The organism is Verrucomicrobiia bacterium (genome assembly GCA_035629175.1).
Classification (GTDB): Bacteria; Verrucomicrobiota; Verrucomicrobiia; order Limisphaerales; family DASXHY01; genus DASXHY01.
The window spans coordinates 28,122-43,884 of the sequence record DASPIL010000047.1; the positions used below are offsets into that span (position 1 = coordinate 28,122).

16 protein-coding genes are annotated in these 15,763 nt (G+C 57.8%); 13 read left to right on the forward strand and 3 right to left on the reverse strand.

The window, feature by feature from the left end:
- Positions 1 to 191 precede the first annotated feature (191 nt).
- The 6 genes from VEH04_07930 to VEH04_07955 all read left to right on the forward strand — a co-directional run bounded on the left by VEH04_07930 (position 192) and on the right by VEH04_07955 (position 6,727).
- Entirely contained in the window at positions 192 to 1,091 is a 900-nt protein-coding gene (locus tag VEH04_07930) for an AraC family transcriptional regulator (GenBank protein HYG22694.1), read from the forward strand.
- Between the two features lie 133 nt (positions 1,092 to 1,224).
- Complete coding sequence (locus VEH04_07935) at positions 1,225 to 2,880, forward strand: peptide ABC transporter substrate-binding protein (protein HYG22695.1); 1,656 nt, start codon at positions 1,225 to 1,227, stop codon at positions 2,878 to 2,880.
- Positions 2,877 to 3,794 (forward strand): ABC transporter permease subunit, encoded by a 918-nt coding sequence (locus tag VEH04_07940; protein ID HYG22696.1) that lies wholly within the window; start codon positions 2,877 to 2,879, stop codon positions 3,792 to 3,794. Before VEH04_07935 ends, VEH04_07940 begins: the two co-directional genes overlap by 4 nt.
- 2 nt (positions 3,795 to 3,796) lie before the next feature.
- On the forward strand, positions 3,797 to 4,744 hold the full coding sequence (locus VEH04_07945; protein ID HYG22697.1) for an ABC transporter permease subunit: 948 nt from the start codon (positions 3,797 to 3,799) through the stop codon (positions 4,742 to 4,744).
- Positions 4,701 to 5,726 (forward strand): ABC transporter ATP-binding protein, encoded by a 1,026-nt coding sequence (locus VEH04_07950; protein HYG22698.1) that lies wholly within the window; start codon positions 4,701 to 4,703, stop codon positions 5,724 to 5,726. Before VEH04_07945 ends, VEH04_07950 begins: the two co-directional genes overlap by 44 nt.
- Positions 5,723 to 6,727 carry an oligopeptide/dipeptide ABC transporter ATP-binding protein gene (locus tag VEH04_07955; GenBank protein ID HYG22699.1) on the forward strand — a complete coding sequence of 335 codons (1,005 nt, stop codon included), beginning with the start codon at positions 5,723 to 5,725 and terminating at the stop codon, positions 6,725 to 6,727. Before VEH04_07950 ends, VEH04_07955 begins: the two co-directional genes overlap by 4 nt.
- Before the next feature lie 34 nt (positions 6,728 to 6,761).
- On the opposite strand, the gene VEH04_07960 is transcribed toward VEH04_07955, so the two are convergent.
- On the reverse strand, positions 6,762 to 6,989 hold the full coding sequence (locus VEH04_07960; protein HYG22700.1) for a hypothetical protein: 228 nt from the start codon (positions 6,987 to 6,989) through the stop codon (positions 6,762 to 6,764).
- Between the two features lie 205 nt (positions 6,990 to 7,194).
- On the opposite strand from VEH04_07960, the gene lptD reads away from it, so the two are divergent.
- Together lptD and VEH04_07970 are read left to right on the forward strand one after the other, a co-directional pair.
- Positions 7,195 to 9,426 carry an LPS assembly protein LptD gene (lptD, locus tag VEH04_07965; GenBank protein HYG22701.1) on the forward strand — a complete coding sequence of 744 codons (2,232 nt, stop codon included), beginning with the start codon at positions 7,195 to 7,197 and terminating at the stop codon, positions 9,424 to 9,426.
- Positions 9,427 to 9,549: 123 nt separating this feature from the next.
- Positions 9,550 to 9,969: a BON domain-containing protein gene (locus VEH04_07970; GenBank protein HYG22702.1), complete on the forward strand. Its 420-nt coding sequence runs from the start codon at positions 9,550 to 9,552 to the stop codon at positions 9,967 to 9,969.
- A 142-nt stretch (positions 9,970 to 10,111) separates the two neighbouring features.
- On the opposite strand, the gene VEH04_07975 is transcribed toward VEH04_07970, so the two are convergent.
- The gene (locus tag VEH04_07975; GenBank protein HYG22703.1) at positions 10,112 to 10,315 is read right to left on the reverse strand and encodes a DUF3185 family protein; all 204 of its coding nucleotides are present in this window, start codon (positions 10,313 to 10,315) and stop codon (positions 10,112 to 10,114) included.
- Between the two features lie 141 nt (positions 10,316 to 10,456).
- Here VEH04_07975 and VEH04_07980 point away from each other — a divergent pair, with 141 nt between their 5' ends.
- On the forward strand, positions 10,457 to 11,452 hold the full coding sequence (locus VEH04_07980; protein ID HYG22704.1) for a lysylphosphatidylglycerol synthase transmembrane domain-containing protein: 996 nt from the start codon (positions 10,457 to 10,459) through the stop codon (positions 11,450 to 11,452).
- A 14-nt stretch (positions 11,453 to 11,466) separates the two neighbouring features.
- Here the strand turns inward: VEH04_07980 and VEH04_07985 are convergent, their stop codons facing one another.
- Positions 11,467 to 11,886: a response regulator gene (locus VEH04_07985; GenBank protein HYG22705.1), complete on the reverse strand. Its 420-nt coding sequence runs from the start codon at positions 11,884 to 11,886 to the stop codon at positions 11,467 to 11,469.
- Between the two features lie 194 nt (positions 11,887 to 12,080).
- On the opposite strand from VEH04_07985, the gene ubiE reads away from it, so the two are divergent.
- The 4 genes from ubiE (at position 12,081) to VEH04_08005 (ending at position 15,727) form a co-directional block, all read left to right on the forward strand.
- A complete protein-coding gene (gene ubiE / locus VEH04_07990) occupies positions 12,081 to 12,854 on the forward strand; it encodes a bifunctional demethylmenaquinone methyltransferase/2-methoxy-6-polyprenyl-1,4-benzoquinol methylase UbiE (protein ID HYG22706.1) in 774 nt (257 codons plus the stop codon).
- 39 nt (positions 12,855 to 12,893) lie between these two features.
- Complete coding sequence (gene nrfH / locus VEH04_07995) at positions 12,894 to 13,331, forward strand: cytochrome c nitrite reductase small subunit (protein HYG22707.1); 438 nt, start codon at positions 12,894 to 12,896, stop codon at positions 13,329 to 13,331.
- Between the two features lie 3 nt (positions 13,332 to 13,334).
- Positions 13,335 to 14,762 (forward strand): ammonia-forming cytochrome c nitrite reductase subunit c552, encoded by a 1,428-nt coding sequence (locus VEH04_08000; protein HYG22708.1) that lies wholly within the window; start codon positions 13,335 to 13,337, stop codon positions 14,760 to 14,762.
- 77 nt (positions 14,763 to 14,839) lie between these two features.
- Entirely contained in the window at positions 14,840 to 15,727 is an 888-nt protein-coding gene (locus VEH04_08005; protein ID HYG22709.1) for a TraB/GumN family protein, read from the forward strand.
- Positions 15,728 to 15,763 lie beyond the last annotated feature (36 nt).

The following is a 15,763-nucleotide window of genomic DNA, read 5'->3' on the forward strand; positions in this document are numbered from 1 at the left end:
TGAGCAGATACAAACCGGGTGGACGGCTCATAAAAACGATAGAATCGTGGACCCGCATCCATTTGTGCTCAAAGGATAATAATGTACCTTTTATGGCACTTTTGTAACAAACCGTTACTGTTTGAGCGTTGCTTGATGGAAAAAAAACTGAAATGCACACTGCGGCGCCGCAGCACTGAATCAGAAATAGAATGATACCGATCAAGATGAACTCGCAGCCTGAGGGTTGGCCGCAGAAGCTGTTGAGCCGTCATCCGATTCACGAGGTGTATGTGTGCGATCGCCAGCTCCATCCGCCGCCCTTCAGCCACGTTGTCACCTTCCCTCGCCTGGAAATCCCGCTTTCAGGGTGTTACGAAAACCAGATGGAGTTAAACGGCCACGTGGAGACCACTGTGTTGCGCCCGGGCAGCGCACTCTTTGCGGCACCCAACTGCTGGAACCTTCCGACGTGGGAACGCAAGGGGGAAGTCCTTTCGCTCCTGTTCGGAAAGAAACAATTGGGAGTCAGCATCGTCACGGCCAAGGGGGCGGGGACGCCGCAGCTGCTGGCGCACAAGTTCGCGGTCCCCGCGCCAGTGAATGGGCCAATTCCTTACATCGTGGAGGCCATGCTTGAACTGCAGGCCTCGCGGGAGCCGGCCGATGCTTTCCCGGAGCTGGCCCGCGCACTGGTCCGATGCGTGGAACGGCTGGTGTGCGAGCAACCCGCGCCGGCAACCGACAATCGAGGTCAGGGCCTGTTCGAGCGCATCTGCGTCTACCTCCAAAGTAATTACCAGAACGACATCACACGGGATTCCGTCGCGCACCAGTTCGGGGTCAGCCCGAACCACCTGTCACGCATCTTCCATCGGCATGGCCACATGACCTTCATCGATTACCTCACGCATGTGCGCATCGCGCGGGGCAAGTTCCTGCTGTGCCACTACAACTTGAAGCTTGAAGATGTCGCCTTGCGCAGCGGTTTTCGCGACGGGCCGTACTTCTGCCGCGTGTTCAAGCGCATCACGCACAACACTCCTGTTGAGTATCGTGCCCGGATGCTCGATGCGGCATCAAAGCAAGGCAACGGCAGCACGCCGCCCTGACGCGAACTGCGTTTCAAAAACCGCCCGCTGCTCCGCGGCGCGCCTATGCATCACGCGAACAACGACAATGGCCTCGAACGCGCCGCGCCATTGACATTTGAAAAATTTCCAGCCTTTTAATCGCAGTCACCTGATGCTGTCCGCGCGCCGCATTCGAGTTTTGGTCATGTGCCGCTTTGGTTTTCCACTGCTGCTGGCCACGCTGGCGCTTCTCTCGAACGGCTGCTCGCGACGCGAATCACGCGCTGAATCTGGCATCGCCGAACAGGTGCTCCACGCCGGGAACGGCACAGACCCGCAAGATCTCGACCCGCATCTGACCACCGGCGAACCAGAGCACAAGATCCTGATGGCGCTCTTTGAAGGTTTGGTTTCGGAGGCGCCCGACGACCTGCGTCCGCTGCCTGGAGTTGCAGAACGATGGGATGTGTCGCCCGACGGCCTGATCTACACGTTCCACTTGCGGCGCAACGCTCGCTGGTCGAACGGCGATACCGTGACAGCCCATGATTTTACAGGGTCGTTGGAGCGCATGCTGCAACCGGAACTCGCGGCAAAATATGCCAACATGCTGTTCCCGCTCAAGAACGCCGAGGCTTTCAACCTGGGCAAAATAAAGGACTTCAGCCAGGTCGGCGCCCGTGCCCTGGATGACTTTACCCTGGAACTCACCCTGCACAGCCCAGCCCCCTATTTCCTCTCCCTGATCATGCATAATTCCTGGTTCCCGGTGCATCTCCCAACGATTCGGCGACATGGAAGCATCGTGGACCGTGCGAATCGCTGGACACTGCCGGAAAACTTCGTCGGAAATGGGGCGTTCCGATTGAAGGAGTGGAAGATCAACAGTCATGTGCTGGTGGAACGCTCGACCAATTATTGGGACGCCGCGAATGTGAAGCTGCGTCAGATTTATTTTTATCCGACAGAAAACCAGGATGCGGAAGAGCGGGCGTTTCGCGCGGGGATGCTGCATCTCACAAAGGATGTTCCGCAGACGAAGATTGAGGTCTATCGTGAAAATCGGCCGGAAGTTTTCCGCGCAGAACCGATCCTTTCCACATACTTCTACCGCTTGAACACGACACGGCCCCCGTTGAACGACAAACGCGTGCGGAAAGCCCTGGCCCTCGCCATTGACCGCGACCTGATCGTGCGCCGTGTCACGCGGGGCGGACAGGTGCCCGCGTTTCACTTCACGCCACCTGGCATCCTGGGTTACCAGCCGCGGGCCCGGCTCTCGGGAACCCTTAACGATGCGCGGCGCCTGCTCGCCGAGGCTGGTTTTCCCGACGGAAAGGGTTTCCGCCCCATCACGATCCTCATCAACACTCACGAAGGGCATAAGGCGGTGGCAGAGGCGATACAGCAGATGTGGAAACAGAACCTCGGGATTTCGGTCAATCTTCGAAATGAGGAATGGAAAGTCTTTCTGACCACGACTGAGAAACTTGACTACGACGTTGCCCGCGCAGGCTGGGGAGGAGATTATCCCGATCCGAACACCTTTCTGGAACTGGTGGTCACCGACGGTGGGAACAATGAAACCGGATGGTCCAATGCCGGGTATGATCGGTTGATCGCTGAAGCTGCGAAAACCGCGGATCCAGTGCAGCGATTCGAAATATTCCAACAGGCTGAAGCGATATTCCTGGATGAGCTACCGTTCATTCCGCTGTACTTCTACACGCGGCCCACGCTGATCCACCCGGCGGTCCGCAACTTTTTTCCGACAGTCCTGGACATGCACCCGTGGAAACACGTTTACCTGGAGGCTCCGGCGCGATGATCCAGTTTGTGTTCAGGCGGCTGCTTCAGGCAATTCCAGTTTTGTTCATCATTGCGACAGCGACGTTCTTCATGCTGCGCCTAGCGCCCGGGGGTCCGTTCGACGAGGACAAGAAGGTGCCCGAGGAAATCGTACGCAAGCTGGAGGCGCACTACGGACTCGATAAACCGCTGTGGCAACAATACGTGCTCCAGATGAAGAACCTGCTGCGCGGCGACCTTGGGCCATCGTTCAAGTATCCCAAGCGCACGGTCAACGAACTGATTGCGGAAGCATTTCCCGTCTCGCTTCAGTTGGGAGCCTTCGCATTGGGGGTTGCGCTCACACTGGGGATTCTCTCGGGACTGATCGCGTCACTGCGGCCGAACACGGCAAGCGATTACATTCCGATGGCAATTGCGATGATAGGGATCTGCGTGCCGACCTTCGTCACCGGGCCTCTCTTGAGCAACTACTTTGGGCTGAAACTGGGGTGGTTCAACCCAGGCGGATGGTTTTTTCCCGAGGATCGCGTGTTGCCGTCGCTTACGCTTGGTTTTTATTACGCAGCCTACGTCTCTCGTTTGACTCGCGGCGGCATGCTGGAGATTCTCAACCAGGATTTCATCCGCACCGCGCGGGCCAAGGGCGCGACGGCCTCGCGCATCCTGTTCAAGCACACGTTGAAGGGCGGCCTTCTCCCCGTGATTTCATTCCTCGGACCCGCGGTAGCCGGGCTGCTCACCGGGTCCTTCGTTGTTGAAAGCATTTTCAACATTCCCGGCCTCGGCCGCTTTTTCGTGCTCTCCGCTTTCAACCGGGATTACACAATGGTCCTCGGAACCGTTCTCTTCTATGCGACGCTCATTCTGCTCCTGAACCTGATTGTTGATGTCGTATTGGTGTGGCTGAATCCGAAACTGAAATTTGAATAAGCATGCCCGCCGCTGAGATTCCCAACCTTGCTCCGAGGGAAGCGCCTGCCGCGGAGCAGGGTTCGTCATTATGGCTCGACGCCTGGCATCGGCTCGCGCGCAATCGGATCGCGGTCGCCAGCGCCGTGTTCCTGATCATCCTCAGCATTGCGTGTTTCATCGGACCGATCGTCGTTTCCACAACCTACTACGGCCAAAACCTTGAACTCGGAGCGACCCCGCCCAGTGCCAGTCATTGGCTCGGAACCGACAAACTCGGGCGGGATCAGTTCGCGCGGCTGTTGATCGGCGGACGCGTCTCTCTGATGGTCGGACTGTGTGCCACGTTCGTATCGCTCACGATTGGTGTATTCTGGGGCGCGATTGCGGGGTTTGTCGGAGGCAAGCTCGATGCCGTGATGATGCGCGTCGTTGATATTCTCTATTCCCTGCCGTTCACCATCTTCGTGATTCTGCTGATGGTTTTTTTCCGCGACCTCGAGGCTGAATTCCGATGGCTCGACCGCCTGGGAATTCCGTTCAACCTGCTTCTTTTGTTTGGAGCCATTGGCGCGGTGGAATGGCTGACGATGGCGCGCATTGTTCGCGGCCAGGTCATGTCGCTCCGCAAGCAGGAATTCATTGAGGCGGCGCAAGCCCTTGGACTGCGTCCGGGACGAATCATCTTCCGCCATATGATCCCGAACATCCTTGGCCCCATCATTGTTTACACCACCCTCACCATTCCAGCCGTGATGCTGCTCGAGGCTTTTCTAAGCTTTCTTGGGCTGGGCGTGCAACCGCCCATGAGCTCATGGGGTTTGCTCATCAAGGAAGGCGCGGAAGTCATGGAGGAATACCCCTGGCTGCTGCTGTATCCGGGCGTCGCCCTTGCGATGACGCTGTTCGCGCTGAACTTCCTGGGGGATGGCTTGCGCGACGCATTGGATGTGCGGGCTTCCAAGGATTGAATTGATGCTGCTCGAAGTATCCCATCTCAGAACGAGCTTTCACCTCCGCAACGGAGTGGTGCGGGCTGTGAATGACGTCTCGTTCTCTCTAGAGAAAGGAGAGACCCTTGGCATTGTAGGTGAATCGGGCTCAGGCAAATCCGTCACCTGTTATTCACTCATGCGATTGATCCCGCAACCTCCGGGCAGAATCGAAGGCGGCCGCGCGATGTTCGACGGAGTTGACCTTCTGAGCTGCCCGGAACGCGTGCTGCGGACGATCCGCGGCAAGCGGATCTCGATGATTTTTCAGGATCCCATGACGTCCCTGAACCCCTATTTGCGCATTGAGGATCAGTTGATTGAGCCGCTGCTGATTCACGAAGGCCTGAGCCGGCGCGAGGCATTGAAGCGGGCGGCGCAGGCGCTCTCGGAAGTGGGAGTTCCGGATGCCGGACGGCGGCTTCGGAGTTACCCGCACGAATTTTCCGGCGGCATGCGGCAGCGGGTAATGATTGCCATGGCGCTGATCACGCAGCCGGAACTGTTGATCGCTGATGAACCAACAACGGCCCTGGACGTTACAGTGCAGGCGCAGATTCTGGAACTGGTTCGCCGTTTTCAGCAGGAGCGAGGCATGGCTGTGATCTGGATTACTCATGATCTCGGAGTGGTCGCGGGGTTCTGCCAGCGTGTGATGGTGATGTATGCGGGGCGTGTTGTGGAAACGGCACCGACGCAGGAGCTTTACTCGCATCCGGCGCATCCCTATACCCGCGCGCTTCAACGCTCAATTCCGGCGCTTCAGAAGAAAGGCGAAGAGCTGTTCACAATTCCCGGGCTGCCGCCTGACTTATCCCGGGAGAACCGCGGCTGCCCGTTCGTGCCGCGCTGCTCCTTTGCACAACCCGCTTGTGAATCGCCCGTGACATTGGAACCCGTTCGCGCGCGGCAGAGTTCCGCATGCGTGCGCGTACAACGCAACGAAATCCAACTGGGATGAACACACCCCTGCTTCAGCTTGAGAATGTCAAAACGCACTTCGCCGTCGAACGCGGCCTGATATTTCGCCGCAAACTTGGCGTGGTGCGGGCAGTGGACGGCGTTTCATTGACCCTGCAGCAGGGGGAAATTCTGGGGCTCGTCGGGGAGTCGGGGTGCGGTAAATCCACCCTTGGCAGAACCATCCTGCAACTGGTTCCAGCCACTGAAGGCGCAGTCATTCTTGCGGGGCGAAACCTGACCGCGCTGCGGGGAAACGCTTTGCGGGCGACACGCGCCGACTTCCAGATGATCTTCCAGGATCCTTACGCCTCGTTGAATCCGCGCATGACGGTGTCCGATCTTCTCGGGGAAGCGCTCCGTTCGCATCGGCGCGTTTCTGGAACCGACCTGCCGCGGAAAGTTCGCGAACTCATGGACAAGGTCGGTTTGTCGCCGCGCGGCGCGGGAAAGTATCCGCACGAATTCTCCGGCGGCCAGCGGCAACGCATAGCCATCGCGCGCGCACTCGCAGTCGAACCGAAACTGATCGTGGCTGATGAACCGGTCTCCGCCCTCGATGTCTCCATCCAGGCGCAGATCATCAACCTGTTGGGGAAACTTTCCCGCGAGATGCAGCTCACCCTCATTTTCATTTCCCATGACCTGTCCGTCGTGAAGCACATCTCGCATCGCATTGCCGTGATGTATCTCGGGCGAATCGTGGAGCTGGGACCCGCAATGCAGGTGATGGAACGGCCGCTGCATCCTTACACAAAATCGCTGGTCAGCGCCGTTCCCGTGCCAGATCCCGAGCGTGAACGGGAACGTCAGCGGATCATTCTTTCAGGCGACCCGCCTTCACCAATGAATCCGCCCGCAGGGTGTCCGTTTCATCCGCGATGCGCGTTTGCGGTGAATGATTGCTCGAAGGTGGTGCCGAAGCTGGAGGCGTTCGATGAGAACCAGGAAGCCGCGTGCATTCGCATGCGGGAAATCAATGGAAGTGTTCCCGTGGCTTAGAACGAGGTGAGAGAGCGTCGTTGTGGCGTGCTGCTCAAACCGTAGCTTGTTCAGCGGTGGGATTGGGAGTGATGTGCGTGATCTTTACAGGAGTTGGCAAGGTCGCGACATCCTGGAGATCGATCTGGATGACCAAGCGATACTTTGGCCGCTGCGCACGCGAACGACGGAGTTGCATCAAATAAAGGGCAGAGGGCTTGGGGCTGGAATGGGGGCGGCTGAGCTCCGAGAAGCCCCGCAGCTCCTGCAGCAGTTTCAGCATGTTCATCCGGGTAGCCATCGCAAAATTCCAGTTCCGGCAACTGCAGTTCAAATGCCGCCGTTCGATTCCGCATCGGCCGCGGTCGGCAGCGCGTCGTTGCCTTTCGCGCCACGGAATTACATCGGCGCGTGTGGTTGCTGCTGAAGCCGCACTTCTCGGTTTGCGCTTTTTTTTCACACCACCTTTTGCAAAGCTGCCGCCGCTGATGACATCAATCCGCCTTTTCATTGCGCTCTGTTGCCTTCTTTCGGCTCTGACAGTCAGGGGAGCATCCGCCGAACTTGCCGAGGACCAGGTGGAGATTGTTTCCGGGGATGCCATGTTCGACCTGACCCGCCGCATCGCCGTGGTGACAAATTCCGTGGTGATCCGATCGCAGGGCGCCGTGCTCACCGCGGAGCGGGTGGTCTTGAACGAGCGGACGGGCGATGTATCCGCCACAGGAAAAGTGCGGATCCAGCAGGACGCCATGATCTGGACCGGCGATCACATCGAATACAATTTCAAAACTCGCCAGATGATGACAGAGCGGTTCCGGGCTGGACGCTCGCCGGTATTCGCGCGCGGCCAGGGATTGCAGGCAGATCTCACCAACCAGGTCTACACAGCCACCAATGCCTTGATCACCGCCGATGACGTCTGGGAACCGGCCATTGGCATTCGCGCCAGCCACATCCGCATTGTTCCCGGAAAACGGATCGAAGCCACCCATGCGACCCTGTACGCGGGAGGGGTTCCGATTTTCTACTTTCCGTTCTACGTTCGAAGTCTTGGTCCCGACGCGAACAACCTGAATGTCACACCCGGCTATCGAAGCCGCTTTGGACCTTACCTGCTGGGCACCTACACGTGGATCGCGAACGAACATCTCGACGGCGAATTCCATCTCGATTACCGCCAAAAGCGCGGAGTCGGAGTCGGGCCTGACGTGAATGTCCATCTCGGACGATGGGGCGATGCAGCGCTGCGTTATTATTATACCCGCGACGACGATCCGCGCACCAACGGCCTGCTTGCGCCTGTGCGCGACAACCGTCAGCGCTTCGACTTCTCCTATCAGGCGAACCCCTTCACCAACTTCAATGTGAAGTCGATGGTGCGTTACCAGAACGATCCCGGTGTCATTCGCGACTTTTTCGAAAGTGATTATCGCGACAATCCTCAGCCGAACACGTTTGTGGAGGTGAACCGCTTCTGGCAGAACTTCAGCCTTGATGTGCTGGCACAGCCGCGCATCAACACGTTCTATGAAACGGTCGAGCGCCTGCCTGACGTCCGGCTCAGTGGGTTTCGCCAGCAACTCGGCGCCACGCCAATTTACTATGAAAGTGAAAGCTCAGCCGGTTTCTACCGCCGGCTGTTGGCCGAAACCAACAACATTGGCGGCGGGCTCAATTACGAAGCAGCCCGCGCTGATACGTATCATCAACTGCTGCTGCCTCATACGTTTTTCGGCTGGCTAAACGTCACGCCGCGAGCCGGCGGGCGCCTCACCTATTATTCGGAGGTGAACGGGCCGGGTGAAGACATCGCCCTTGCAGGCAGCCGGCAGGGAGACGTTTACCGGGGCGTCTTCAACACCGGCGCCGAGGTGTCCTTCAAGGCTTCCCGCGTGTGGCCGGCCCTCATGAGCAAGCCGCTCGATCTCGACGGTTTGCGACACATTGTCGTGCCTTCCGCCAATTACGTTTTTGTGTCGGAACCCAACTACCGGCCGAGCGAACTGCCGCAATTTGATTACGAGTTTCCGAGCCTGAGACTGCTGCCAAATGAATTTCCGGATTACAACGCCATCGATGCGGTAGACAGCCGCAACGTCATCCGCTTCGGACTTCGAAACAAGCTGCAGACGCATCGCGAAACCGAAGTGGTTGACGTGCTGGATTGGCAGCTTTACACGGACTGGCGTCTGCGTCCGCGCACGACAGAGGCGGAGAACTATCGCAGCACTTTTTCGGATATCTACTCCGACCTTTCTCTTCGGCCGCGGTCCTGGCTGACGCTGCAATCCCAGACGCGGTATGACATCAACGAGAAAGATTGGACGATGGCACTGCACAACGTTTCGGTGCAGCCAAACGACCGCTGGAGTTTCAGCGTCGGCCACTTCTTCCTGCGTTCGGATCACCCGGACGCGCGCACGTGGCTGGGCCAGGGGAATAACATCATGCGGACAACGCTGTATTATCGCGTGAACGAAAACTGGGGCCTTCGAGCGAGCCATTATTATGACGTGTCGCGATCCCAATTGCGGGAACAGTTCTACACCGTCTACCGCGACCTGCGCAGTTGGACTGCCGCATTAACCGTCGGAATGCGCGATGAGTTCGCGCAGTCGGATGACTTCCTCATCGCATTCACATTCTCGCTGAAAGCGGCTCCGCGGTTTGGCCTTGGCAGCGACACCATCGAGCGCCGCTCCTTGCTGGGTCGCTGATCACGCGTTCCTTCACTGGGACAGGTTGCGGCTTCCCTTCAACATCTCGCGCCAATTCAGGGTAAAAAACCCCATGGAACGTCAATAGCCCGTGGGCAACGGTGAACGCGAAAGGAATGCACTATGCGAAATCTTAAAAAGCTAGCACTTATTGGCGGCGCGAGCGCGCTGATGGCAATTACAGCCCTCACAGGCTGCGAATCGAGCCGCCACTCCGACCGCACCGCGGGCAGAACGTTGGATGACAAAATGATCACCCGCGATGTTCAGGACAGACTCGAAACGGAGCCCATTTACAAGTTCACCGACGTTGATGTGAAAACATTCGCGGGCGTTGTCCAGCTGAGTGGGTTCGTGAGCACCGACGAACAGAAGCAACGCGCGGGAGACATTGCCCGGCAGGTCACTGGCGTCACTCAGGTCGTGAATAATATCAGCCTCAAGCCGACCACCGGTACAGGTCTGACCGCCACAGGCCGGACAAACCAGCTGAATGAACCCCGTCCAATCCCCGCGGGGCAGAGCGGACAGATAAACGACTAATCTAAATTACAGATTACTTCCAACTGAACGCGCGAGATTCCTCTTGCGCGTTTTTCTTTTTGGAACCTGCAAGCGGGCGAATCGGGGCCGGGAACGAAAAGAACGGCCCGCTCGAGCGAGACGAGAAAAGCGGAAAAGACTTTTAAATCGGCCGATTGCGCACGGCCAGGCTTAACCCGCTGATGACGGCCGCGCCTCCGCCAAGGATCAACCACATGGACCGGTTTGACGAATTCTCGGCCAGCGCGCGAGACACCTCGACCGCAAACGCCTGTGATTCGTTGAAGCCGATGATCAGAAGAACAATGCCCGTCGCGAATACGGCAAGGCCCAGGATGTTGCTCATACGTGGCCCAAATTCGCGTGCCATTGCACGCCGCTCAATGCGCAGTTTCACTACCGTAAGTTATGATCGATGCGGATTTTAACGTTTCTGGCAGGGGAACTTTCCCATTTGCATTCCGGGTTGCTGGACTAAAGTGAAACCATGTCGTTCAAGCGGAAATGGGTCTCACGGCTGAAATTCGCAGCCGTTTGCGCATCAGTCATTGGTCTCTTTTTCATCGTTCAGCAAATTCAGGCTAAGGCGCTTGCTGCGAAGTTTCATTCCGTGCAGTGGACCTGGTTTGCACTTGCCGTCTTGATCTTCGGTGCGCTGTTTATTCCGGCTGCAGCCAGGTGGCGCATTGCGCTTCGCGCGAGCGGCGCCAGCGTTCGGTTTGTGGCAGCGGCTTTAATTGCCCTGATCGGGCATTTCTTTTACACGATTCTCCTGGGCGCAGCGGGGGGCGACACCGCAAAGTCACTTCTTTATTCCCGCTGGCACCGCGTTCCCGTAACCACAACCTTGGCGGCCTCGTCGCTCGATCGCATCCTGGGTCTGGGCGGTCTCGTGCTTTTCATGAGTATTGCCCTGGTGCTGGGCTTCAGCGGCGGCGGATTCGGCGAGGCGGGCAAGGTTTCACTTCGCTGGTCCGCCGGGTGGCTGGCCGGTGTGATCGTGATTGCAGCGGCAGCCATTTTTTGGCTCAAACGTTCTCCGCAGGATTCGCCGCAACGACATTTCCTTCGAACGCTGAAGGCCGGCGGCCGGCGGCTGCTGGCTTCGCGGGCGGATCTGTGGAGCGGCGTGGCGTGCGGAATCGCCGTTCAAGCGGCGTTGAGTGGCGTGCTCGCTTTGTGCCTCGCAGCAGTGAGCAGCGAACCGATTCCTTGGGCGCGGCTCGCCTGGACTTTCCCCCTGATCTCAATCATCAGCGCATTGCCCATAACGTTCGCCGGGCTGGGAGTCAGGGATACCGCAGCGGTAACGCTTTTCAGCCTGTATCATGTCGACCCTGCAACAGCCGTGGCCGCTTCACTCCTTGCTGCAGCGGTGAGTTTAATCTGGGCCGTCGCGGGAGCCGCGCTTCTTTGGTGGCAGGCCTTGCGCCATGAAATGCGCCAGCCCTTCCGGAGCGTCCTGGCGGCCGTGCCCCGTTGATCTACGCCGTGAGGCTAAGGCGCAGGATTGGGTGTGGCTGCGGGCGCGGGCGCGTCGAGCAACTGCTTGATCGTGGCAAGTAAATCGTCGTTGTTCACGGGTTTCTGGAAAAACGCGACAGCCCCTTCTGCAAACGCCTTGTCCCGATACTTTGCTGCGTCGCCACCCGTGATGATAATGACAGGAATGCCCTTGGCCTCTTCCATTCGCTTCAGCCATTGAATGATGCGAAAGCCGTCCCATGGAACGCCCGAAACCTCCGGCGGGAAACCAATGTCGAGCAGGATCATGTCCGGCTTCTTGGTGCGCGCGGCCGCGACCGCTTCGGAACCATCGACCGCAGTGATGACGTCGTAATTCGCCTTCAGCTTCAAGGAAAGCGTCTTCAGGATCACTTCGTTGTCGTCGACGATTAAAATCTTTTTGCGGTTCATAGGTTCCCCAAAAACGGAGCTTCAGTTTTTAGCACAATCCAAGCCAGCGGTGAAAAATTACCAAAGCTCCCCGCATAACTCAACCCTCGCGGAAGAACATCCGCGGCGCACGACAACGGGAATTCCGGGTCTTGCAACCACTGTACCGAAATGAGTCGCCTTGGACTTGTTTTGTTTCAATGCTCTCGCGCCGGATGGGCAACGAATTTTATCGGCAGGATGATCAACGCGGCGCGCGCGTGAACGCTTTGTTTGCACGCATCGCAAGACGCTACGACTTCATCAATGACCTGCAGAGTTTCGGATTGCATCGATTCTGGAAACGCCGCGTGGTCGAGCTGGCTCAAATTAAACCGGGCACGCAGGTGCTCGACGTTTGTTGCGGCACGGGAGACATCGCAATCCAGGCGGCCGCGGCCGGAGGGATCGTGGTTGGCCTCGATTTCACCCCGGCAATGCTCGATGTCGCGCGTCATCGGCCGGCTTCGTTCGAACGCCGCGCCGGCAAAATTTCCTTCATTGAAGGCGATGCCCTGAAGCTGCCTTTCGAAGATCAGTCGTTTGCGGTCGTCACTGTCGGATATGGTCTGAGAAATCTTTCGAACTGGAAAGTGGGCTTGCATGAGATGTTGCGAGTAGCGCAGCCAGGGGGGCGATTGCTGGTATTGGAGTTCGGGAAGCCGGATTGCCCGCCGTGGCGCTGGATTTATTTCACCTACTTAAAGGCCGTTGTGCCACTGCTCGGATGGGCCTTCGCGGGGAGCGCCGCCGCATATGCCTACATCCTGGAGTCCTTGAAACATTATCCAGGACAGCGGGGTGTTGAACGGGAGATGCGCGAACTCGGCATGCACAATGTTCGAGTGGTGAACTTCCTGGGTGGCGTCATGAGCATCAACTATGGCGAAAAACCGGCAGTCGCCGCCGCATCCCACTCGTTAAAGACCCACCTTGGCAAACGCAGCTGAAACTCGTTAATCTCGCGCGTCGTGGTAAAGCGATCAACATTGGCAGGCATCGTTCTCGGCGCAACCATGGGGCTCGCTTTGGGAGTGGGAGCATACACATTCATCTACGCCAAAGGCGCGTCATACCTCACCAACAACCCCGAGGCGTGCACCAATTGCCACCTGATGCAGGATCAATACGACGCCTGGATCAAGAGCAGTCATCGTCACGTGGCGACGTGCAATGACTGCCACACACCCAGCAACCTGATCGGCAAGTATTACACCAAGGCCCAAAATGGCTTCTGGCATTCCTTTTATTTCACGACAGGCAACCATCCCGACCCCGTACAGATCACGGAGCGGAACCGTCAGGTGACGGAAAACGCATGCCGCAAATGTCACGCAGACATTGTGCAGACGATCGAGGGTCATGGTGGAAAAGAGGACCAGACTTCCTGCACACGCTGCCACGCAAGCGTCGGCCACATGCATTGATTTATGAAGAAAGACCCAGCGGAATCCCAGCCCGGCAAGCCAGACCGCCCCTTCCTAAAATTTGCAGCTGCGACAGCCATTGCGGCCCTCGTCGCCGTCGCTGGCCTTGCCTTGCTCGTGAATATCATGGAGCACAAACAGGAGGCGAAGAACCCCTTCTTCCGCGTCGTGGAGCTGACCGACGACACCGTGGATCCCGCGATCTGGGGCAAGAATTTCCCCTTTCAGTATGATCAGTATCTGCGAACCGTCGACCAGGTGCGCACGCGCTACGGCGGCAGCGAAGCACTGCCGCGGACCCCATCAGAGGCGGATCCCCGATCGGTCGTGGCCCAGTCAAAACTGGAGGAGGATCCGAGACTGAAAACCATGTGGGCCGGTTATGCGTTCTCAATCGATTTCCGCGAGGAACGGGGCCACGCGCACATGCTCAACGACCAGACCTTCACGGGACGGCAACAGCGCCCTCAACCCGGCACATGCCTGAACTGTCATTCCTCCATGTATACCGCTTACAAAGAGGCGGGGGATGGCGACATCACCAAAGGCTTTGAGAAGATCAACCAGTTGAGTTTCGCAGAGGCACGAAAACTCGTCGAACACCCGGTCGCGTGCATCGATTGCCATAATCCAACCAACATGCAACTTCGCATCACGCGGCCAGCATTCATGGAAGGCATGGCGGCGCTCAAGGCGAGCCAGGGAGTGAAGGATTACGACGTGAACCGCGACGCAACGCGGCAGGAAATGCGTAGCTTTGTGTGCGGCCAATGCCATGTTGAATACCATTTTCGCGGCACTGAAAAGCGCCTGGTTTATCCGTGGTCGAAGGGTCTGAAGGTCGAGAACGCCCTGGCCTACTACGATGAAATCGGATTCAAAGACTGGCAGCACGCCGAGACCGACGCTCCTGCGCTGAAGGCGCAGCATCCCGAGTTTGAGATGTACAACCAGGGCGTGCATGCAAGGTCAGGTGTCGCCTGCGCGGATTGCCACATGCCCTACACACGCATGGGTGCCCAAAAAGTGAGCGATCATCATGTGCGCAGCCCTCTCCTGAATATCAACAAGGCCTGCCAGACGTGTCATCGCTGGCCCGAGGCGGAATTGAAACAGCGCGTCGAAAACATCCAGTCGCGGACATTTGGCATGAGGAATCTTGCCATGGATGCGCTGATGGATTTGATCAACGACATCAAGGGCGCTCGCACAGCGGGCACTCCAACCAATCAGCTGGCGCAGGCTCAGGATTTTCAGCGCAAGGCGCAATTTTACCTCGATTACGTGGAGGCCGAGAACTCGACCGGTTTTCATGCGCCACAGGAAGCCGCGCGCATTCTCGCGGAGTCCATCGATTTCTCGCGCAAGGGCCAGAACGCCTTGCGTGGTTCCCCGTCACCAGGTGCTGAACGCGCAGCCGCAGCGCGATAGGTTCAACCACGGAATCAGGCCGAACCAAGGTCCGAAAGTGTTGGCCTGGGGATTCGGAGCGGCGTAATTTTGCAGCCATGCACACCAGGGTTTTAGTTTTCGCGCTGGCCATTCTCGGGCTGGCAGGCCACGCCTTTTCGCAGACGAATTCTCCTGCCGGAAACCTGCATTCGCTGTGGCGGGCTGAAGGAAAAAGCAATGTGGTTTACCTGATGGGATCGGTTCATCTGTTGAAGCCGTCAGATTACCCGCTCGATCCAGTGCTGGAACTGGCCTACACCAATTCGACAATTGTTGTTTTCGAAACGGATATCGAACGAATGCAACGCCCCACGACCCAGTTCGAAATGATGTCGAAGGCAGCCCTTCCTCCTGGAGAAACGTTGAAGGACCAATTATCCGAAAAGGTGTACCAGGATTTTCGCAAACGAGTGGAGGCGGCAGGCTTGCCGGGCATGATGTTTGATCAACTCAAGCCAAGCCTGGCTGCGATGACCCTCGCCGTGGTCGAGCTGCAAAAACTTGGGGTGGATCCTGAGCTCGGAATTGACCAGCACTTCTTCAACCGGGCGCGCAAGGACCGCAAGCCCATTGTTCCGCTCGAAACCGTTGAGTTTCAAATCGACCTGATCACGGGCTTCAGCAAAGCGGAAGGGGAAGATTTCATGAAGAGCCTGCTTGAGCAGATCGACCAGACGGAAAAGGTGTTCGATGAGATGGTGAGCGCCTGGAAAACCGGCAACACTGAAATGCTCGAGAAAGTCCTCAACGAATCGATGCGCGACGCGCCGGGAATCTACAGCAAATTCCTGACTGACCGGAATCGCCGCTGGTTGCCCGAGGTGCAAAAGCTGATCGATAGCGGCACCAACAGTGTCGTCATCGTGGGCGCGGGACACCTCGTGGGTCCTGACGGGCTCGTGGATCTGCTGCAGAAACGCGGCGCGAAGCTCAAGCAGCTGTAGCGCTTCGGGTTCCGAATTGCATTTCGCGGCTCGGAA

Bases quoted from the DNA above. Each gene is read 5' to 3' on its own strand.
- VEH04_07960 (HYG22700.1), bottom strand. From the start codon at position 6,989: ATGCTGAAACTGCTGCAGGAGCTGCGGGGCTTCTCGGAGCTCAGCCGC.
- ubiE (HYG22706.1), top strand. From the start codon at position 12,081: ATGGGCAACGAATTTTATCGGCAGGATGATCAACGCGGCGCGCGCGTG.
- VEH04_07955 (HYG22699.1), top strand. From the start codon at position 5,723: ATGAACACACCCCTGCTTCAGCTTGAGAATGTCAAAACGCACTTCGCC.
- VEH04_07975 (HYG22703.1), bottom strand. From the start codon at position 10,315: ATGAGCAACATCCTGGGCCTTGCCGTATTCGCGACGGGCATTGTTCTT.
- VEH04_07940 (HYG22696.1), top strand. From the start codon at position 2,877: ATGATCCAGTTTGTGTTCAGGCGGCTGCTTCAGGCAATTCCAGTTTTG.
- VEH04_07985 (HYG22705.1), bottom strand. From the start codon at position 11,886: ATGAACCGCAAAAAGATTTTAATCGTCGACGACAACGAAGTGATCCTG.
- VEH04_07980 (HYG22704.1), top strand. From the start codon at position 10,457: ATGTCGTTCAAGCGGAAATGGGTCTCACGGCTGAAATTCGCAGCCGTT.
- VEH04_07930 (HYG22694.1), top strand. From the start codon at position 192: ATGATACCGATCAAGATGAACTCGCAGCCTGAGGGTTGGCCGCAGAAG.
- VEH04_07950 (HYG22698.1), top strand. From the start codon at position 4,701: ATGGCTTGCGCGACGCATTGGATGTGCGGGCTTCCAAGGATTGAATTG.
- VEH04_07935 (HYG22695.1), top strand. From the start codon at position 1,225: ATGCTGTCCGCGCGCCGCATTCGAGTTTTGGTCATGTGCCGCTTTGGT.
- VEH04_08005 (HYG22709.1), top strand. From the start codon at position 14,840: ATGCACACCAGGGTTTTAGTTTTCGCGCTGGCCATTCTCGGGCTGGCA.
- VEH04_07970 (HYG22702.1), top strand. From the start codon at position 9,550: ATGCGAAATCTTAAAAAGCTAGCACTTATTGGCGGCGCGAGCGCGCTG.
- VEH04_07945 (HYG22697.1), top strand. From the start codon at position 3,797: ATGCCCGCCGCTGAGATTCCCAACCTTGCTCCGAGGGAAGCGCCTGCC.
- VEH04_08000 (HYG22708.1), top strand. From the start codon at position 13,335: ATGAAGAAAGACCCAGCGGAATCCCAGCCCGGCAAGCCAGACCGCCCC.
- lptD (HYG22701.1), top strand. From the start codon at position 7,195: ATGACATCAATCCGCCTTTTCATTGCGCTCTGTTGCCTTCTTTCGGCT.